This is a genomic window from Deltaproteobacteria bacterium, from assembly GCA_020848745.1.
Taxonomy (GTDB): domain Bacteria; phylum Desulfobacterota; class Binatia; order UTPRO1; family UTPRO1; genus UTPRO1.
This window is the reverse complement of record JADLHM010000138.1, coordinates 1-5,566: the sequence shown is the minus strand read 5'-3', so window position 1 is coordinate 5,566 and position 5,566 is coordinate 1. Positions and strand designations below refer to the sequence as shown.

Sequence of the window (5,566 nt, the reverse complement as noted above, 5' to 3'; positions counted from 1 at the left end):
TCTGACTGCCAGGCGATCGCGGAACCTGGCTCGGGAGTCGGTAGTCGGCATTAGCGCTGGGTTGACGTAATCGAGTCTTATCGGACCTTCTCCGGTGCCCCCAAACTTCGTCCTTATCTCCTCACGACGGGACGAAGGGGCGGTCGGGATGGGCCCGCGCCTTCTCCTCGAAGCGGTCGGCGACGGTGTAGCGCTGCGACGGCGTGTGGCGAAGGGTCGCCGCGGCGAGGGCGTCGAGCTTCGCTTGCGTGACCTCGCGCGGGACGGGGCCGTCGGCCATGCGGCTTTGTAGCAGGCCCGACGCCGACGCACAGCGGGCATCGGGCCGCGCCCGGCACGCGCGGGCGCGGAGACGCGCTCAGCGCCGCGCGCGTCGAGACGGGCGCGTGCGGCCCGTCGGCGGCGCAGATGCGGGCGCCGCGAGGGGCGGCAGTGGCCGCGCCGAGATTGCCTCGGCCTCCGCGGGCGGAACGCCGAGGCCGCGCAGGACGGCGACCGCGATCGCGCTCGCGTACGTCTTCGGCGGACGGCCCTCGAGGACGCTCCGCATGCCGGCGAGCACCGTGCCCTGCACGAGATCGAGGGCGACGTGCTCGTCGGAGTAATGGAACCGGCCCCGGCGGCGACCGGCGCGGAGGTCGGCGAGGAGGGGGTCGGCCGCTTTCAGGCTCGGGATCGAGGTGCTGTGCCAGACGCGCAGCAAGGCGGCGGCCCAGACGCGGTCCTGCTCGACCTGGCCCACGAAGCGGCGGCACCCGATGGCGATGCGTTCGGCGGGATCATCGGCCGCGCTGCGGCTCGTGCCGATCGCATCGTGCAGGCGGCCCGCGATCCGCAGGCTCGTCGCTTCGAGCAGTTCCTCGCGTGTGCGGAAGTAGTTGTAGAAGGTGCCGTTCGCGACGCCGGCCTCGGCGGCGATCTCGTGGATCGCCGCGGCGCCGGCACCCTTGCGGGCGAAGACGCGCACCGCGGCGTCGAGGAGCAGCTCGCGGGTGCGCTCGCGAAGCGCGCCGCGCAGAGGTTCGAGAGCCGAGCGGGTCACGAGCTCACCATCTCGGAAACTGAGACATTCGTCAATTGCTTGACACAACTCTCAGAACAATGCGAGACCTCCGCCCTGGAGGATTCGACATGCGCATCGCGAACGTACGTGGCCGGCTCATGCTGCTCGGCGTCGACGACGCCATCGACGTGGCGCAGGCGTCCGGCGGACGCTTCTCGGCGGAACCGCAGGCCGTCTACGCCGAATGGGAGGCCTTCCGCGCCTGGGCGGCGACGGCGCGCCGCGGCGGCGCCGTGCCGATCGTCGGGGCGGAGCTCGGTCCCCCGTCGCCCCGTCCGGCGCAGGTCTTCGGGATCGGGCTCAACTACACCGCGCACGCGGCCGAGGCCGGCTTGCCGGTGCCGGATCGTTTGCCGGTGTTCACGAAGTTCCCCACCTGCCTCGCAGGTCCGAACGCGGAGATCGTGCTACCGAGCGGCGCGGTCGATTGGGAGGTGGAGCTCGTGGTCGTCATCGGCACACGGGCGTACCGCGTCGCGGAAGCCGCGGCGTGGGACCACGTCGCGGGCCTGGCAGTGGGCCAGGACGTCTCGGAGCGCGTCGTGCAATGGTCGGGGGGCGGCCAGTTCTCGATGGGGAAATCGTTTCCGACCTTCGGTCCGTTCGGCCCGTATCTCGTGACCCCGGACGAGCTGCCGAATCGGGACGACCTCGCCATCCGCTGCTGGGTGAACGACGAGCTCATGCAGGAGAGCCGCACCTCGGACATGGTGTTCAGCGTCGCGCGCATCATCGAGGGCCTCTCGGCCGTGCTGCCGCTCTTGCCGGGCGACGTCATTTTCACGGGCACGCCCTCGGGTATCGGCGCGAGCCGGAAGCCGCCGCGCTTCCTGCAACCCGGCGACGTCGTGCGCAGCGAGATCGAAGGTCTCGGCGGGCTCGGCAATCGCTGCGTCGCCGGGTGAGGAAGGAGGCACGTCGTGGCATTGCATAGGCTGAACGGCATCACGCTCGGAGTCCCCGACGTCGCGGCGGCCGCGAGCTACTACGGGGAGTTCGGGCTCGCTCCGCTCGGTGGCGACCGGTTCGCGACCGTCGACGGTGGGGAGCAGCTGCGGCTCGTCCCGACGCCGACGCGCCGTCTCGTCGAGCTCGCGATCGGCGCGGACGACCCCGATGATCTCGCCCGCATCGCGCGCAGTACCGAGCCGTTCGGCGTCGCCGTCGAGCGGAGCGGCGACACCCTCGTGACGACCGACCCTGGGACGCGTGTCCGCGTGGTCGTACGCGTCACCGAGCGCCTGCGGCAGCGTGAAACGCCCGCGAGCGTGAGCAACGGACCCGGCCGGGTAGGGCGTCCGAACGGTCGCGCCGACGCCGTGCTCCGCGCCGCGCGCGTGCGGCCGCGGAAGCTCGGCCACGTCGTGGTCGGTTCCACGGACTTCGCGACGAGCCAGCGGTTCTTCATCGAAGGCATCGGCTTCAAGGTGAGCGACACGGTCGAGGGTCTGGCGTCGTTCCTGCGGTGCTCGACCGACCACCACAACCTGCTCGTGCAGGCGGCGCCGGTGCCGCTCCTCCATCACAGCTCGTGGCAGGTCGAGGACGTCGACGAGATCGGCCGAGCTGCGCACGCGATGCTGTCGGCCGATCCGAGCCGGCACGTCTGGGGTCTCGGGCGCCACCACATCGGCTCGAACTTCTTCTGGTACCTGAAGGATCCGGCCGGCAACTTCAGCGAGTACTACGCCGACATGGATTGCATCGTGGACGACCAGATCTGGAAGCCTGAGGTGTGGGAGGGGGCGCGCGGCCTCTACAACTGGGGACCGCCGCCGCCGCCGTCGTTCCTCGCACCCGAGGACCTCGCCGAGCTGATGGCGGGCGCGCATGGCTGACGCGGCGGCGCCGTACGACGTCGCGATCGTCGGCTGGGGACCGGTCGGGCAGGCGCTCGCCATCCTCCTCGGCGAGCGCGGCTGGCGGGTCGGCGTGTTCGAGAAGCAGCCGCAGGCCTATCCGCTGCCGCGCGCCGTGCACTTCGACCACGAGACGGGTCGGATCCTGCAAGCCTGCGGACTCGGCGACGATCTCCGCGGCCACACCGAGTCGGCCGACGTCTACGAGTGGCGGAACGCCGCCGGTGCGACGCTGCTGCGTTTCGAGAGCGAGGCGGCCGGGCTCTCGGGATGGCCCGAGGGCAACATGTTCGCGCAGCCGGAGATCGAGCGCCTGCTGGACGCGCGCGCGCGCCGGCTCCCGACCGTCGAGGTGCGGCGTGGCGCCGAGGTGACGACGCTCGCCGCCGCGGACGACGTCGTCACGCTCGGTCTCGCGGACGGCGGAGCGGCGACGGCACGCTGGGTCGTCGGCTGCGACGGCGCCAACAGCTTCGTCCGCGGCGCGATGGGCGCGACCGTCACGGACCTCGGCTTCTTCTTCGACTGGTTGATCGTCGACGTGCTGCCGGATACCCCGACCGTGTGGCGCCCGCTCAACATCCAGGTCTGTGATCCGGCGCGACCGACGACCCTCGTGTCCGGTGGGCCGGGCCGGCGGCGCTGGGAGTTCATGCGCCTGCCGGACGAGCCGCTCGACGAGCTGAACCTCGAGGAGACGGCGTGGCGGCTGCTCGGGCCGTGGCAGGTCACGCCGGCGAACGCGCGCCTCGAGCGCCACGTCGTGTACCGCTTCCAGGCGCGCTGGGTCGACGGATGGCGGAACGGCCGGATGCTCCTCGCCGGAGACGCCGCGCATCAGATGCCGCCGTTCGCTGGGCAGGGGATGTGCTCGGGCCTCCGCGACGCCGCGAATCTCGCGTGGAAGTTCGACGTCGTGCTCGCGGGTCGTGCGCCGGCGGCGCTCCTCGACACCTACCCGCGCGAGCGCGTCCCGCACGTCCGCGGCGTGATCGACTTCTCGATGGCGCTCGGCAAGGTGATCTGCATCGCCGATCCGGTGGAGGCGGCGGCACGCGACGCGGTCATGACGGCGGCGATCGCGAGCGGGCAGCAGACGACGCCCCCGCCGCCGCTCGGCCTCGGCGCGGGTGTGCTGCGCGCGGGCGATCCGCACGCCGGGAAGCTGTTCGTGCAGGGACGCGTGCGCACGGCGGAGGGTCGCGAGGGACTCTTCGACGACGTCGTCGGGCGCGGCTTCGCGCTGGTCGCGACGACCGGCGATGCGCTGATCGCGCTCGACGCCGAGCTGCGCGGGTGGTTCGCGTCTCTCGGCGGCGTCACGGCGCGTGTCGGCGCCGGCGGCGACGTCGCCGACGTGGATGGCGTCTACGCGCGCTGGTTCGCCGACGCCGGCGTCGCGGTCGCCCTACAGCGGCCGGACTTCTATCTCTACGGGACGGGCGCGACGGCCGCCGACGCGCCGGCGCTCCTCGGCGCTCTGCGGGCCGCGCTCAGCAGCCCTTGAAGACCGGCTTCCGCTTCTCGATGAACGACTTCGTGCCCTCCGCTGCGTCGGCGGTGTTGGCGGTGATCGTGCCGGCGACGGCCTCGTAGTCGAGCATCTCCTCGAGCGTGGCGCCCTCCGCGACCTTGTAGACGCAGCGGCGCGCGAGATCGACGGCGACGCTCGGACCCTGGGCGAGCTTCTTCGCGTAATCGAGCGCCGCGGGGAGCGCCTTGCCGTCCTCGGCGGTGAGCTCGTCGACGAGGCCGTACTTCAGACACTGCTGGGCATCGAGGATGCGGCCGGTCTCGACCATCATGAGTGCGGTCGAGAGATTGGTGACGTCGGTAGTCGGCATTAGCGCTGGGTTGACGTAATCGAGTCTTATCGGACCTTCTCCGGTGCCCCCAAACTTCGTCCTTATCTCCTCACGACGGGAAAGCGAAACGGGACCCGGTCCCGTTGATGCTTCGTAGGCGACCCTTTCGATTGGTTTCAACCGGCGATGCTTTGGCTCGGGTCCGAATCAGTACGCGGTTCCGGAGAACTGAAGGCACTGCTACCGGAACCGCCCCAGCCCCGTCGGCGAAGTCAACGGCTTCATCGAGTTCATCGCTCGCGTCGCCCGGACGCCAAGAATTTCTGTGTCAGACTGAAACAGTCGGGGCTCCTTTTGCTTTCGCGACCTTGACTCGCCAGCGCTACGGTCGTCATGGGAGTTGTCCTAAGGGGGCACTATGGGCGTGTACAATGAAAACCGGTTCCCATTCTGGTGTGCAGATGCCGCGTATCAACTCGCGTCGACACCGAGGAGCCCATCGTCCACGGCTGCGGTCCCGCGCGAAAGATGTGCGACCCGTCTGCGTCTGACATCCGTGACGCGATCGCTTCTGCTTCTCGCTGCGCTCGTGGCCAACCTCCCCACGGTTGTGCACGCGGAGACTCTTCTCGCCGTCGGTACTCTTTACGGCGCCCCTCGCAGCGGGCTTCCGGGCCTAGAAACGACTCCGCTGCTACTTCGCTATTCCCAGGGAGCATGGGGGGTAGGTTCAGGAGGTGGGTAAATAGAGAAAAGGCGATGTAGCCTTCCGGGTTGCGAGACCCAGCCGGGGACACCGGCAGGAAGGAGACACCGCCCATGGGGAAGCAAAGCAGACG

Annotated in this window: 6 protein-coding genes; 3 read left to right on the top strand and 3 right to left on the bottom strand. The window is 70.2% G+C overall.

The window, feature by feature from the left end:
- Window positions 1–121 precede the first annotated feature (121 nt).
- Window positions 122–280 carry a hypothetical protein gene (locus IT293_19675; protein ID MCC6766882.1) on the bottom strand — a complete coding sequence of 53 codons (159 nt, stop codon included), beginning with the start codon at window positions 278–280 and terminating at the stop codon, window positions 122–124.
- A gap of 78 nt (window positions 281–358) precedes the next feature.
- Entirely contained in the window at window positions 359–1,042 is a 684-nt protein-coding gene (locus IT293_19670; GenBank protein ID MCC6766881.1) for a TetR/AcrR family transcriptional regulator, read from the bottom strand.
- Between the two features lie 89 nt (window positions 1,043–1,131).
- Between IT293_19670 and IT293_19665 the strand changes: the two genes are divergently transcribed.
- From IT293_19665 to IT293_19655, 3 genes are read left to right on the top strand one after another with little or no spacing between them, the layout of a single operon-like run.
- On the top strand, window positions 1,132–1,968 hold the full coding sequence (locus tag IT293_19665) for a fumarylacetoacetate hydrolase family protein (protein ID MCC6766880.1): 837 nt from the start codon (window positions 1,132–1,134) through the stop codon (window positions 1,966–1,968).
- Between the two features lie 15 nt (window positions 1,969–1,983).
- Complete coding sequence (locus tag IT293_19660) at window positions 1,984–2,901, top strand: VOC family protein (protein ID MCC6766879.1); 918 nt, start codon at window positions 1,984–1,986, stop codon at window positions 2,899–2,901.
- Window positions 2,894–4,429 (top strand): bifunctional 3-(3-hydroxy-phenyl)propionate/3-hydroxycinnamic acid hydroxylase, encoded by a 1,536-nt coding sequence (locus tag IT293_19655; GenBank protein ID MCC6766878.1) that lies wholly within the window; start codon window positions 2,894–2,896, stop codon window positions 4,427–4,429. Before IT293_19660 ends, IT293_19655 begins: the two co-directional genes overlap by 8 nt.
- Here IT293_19655 and IT293_19650 read toward each other — a convergent pair.
- Window positions 4,416–4,766 carry a hypothetical protein gene (locus tag IT293_19650; protein ID MCC6766877.1) on the bottom strand — a complete coding sequence of 117 codons (351 nt, stop codon included), beginning with the start codon at window positions 4,764–4,766 and terminating at the stop codon, window positions 4,416–4,418. The two genes, IT293_19655 and IT293_19650, sit on opposite strands and share 14 nt — an antisense overlap.
- Window positions 4,767–5,566 lie beyond the last annotated feature (800 nt).

Bases quoted from the DNA above. Each gene is read 5' to 3' on its own strand.
- IT293_19675 (MCC6766882.1), bottom strand. From the start codon at position 280: ATGGCCGACGGCCCCGTCCCGCGCGAGGTCACGCAAGCGAAGCTCGAC.
- IT293_19665 (MCC6766880.1), top strand. From the start codon at position 1,132: ATGCGCATCGCGAACGTACGTGGCCGGCTCATGCTGCTCGGCGTCGAC.
- IT293_19655 (MCC6766878.1), top strand. From the start codon at position 2,894: ATGGCTGACGCGGCGGCGCCGTACGACGTCGCGATCGTCGGCTGGGGA.
- IT293_19650 (MCC6766877.1), bottom strand. From the start codon at position 4,766: ATGCCGACTACCGACGTCACCAATCTCTCGACCGCACTCATGATGGTC.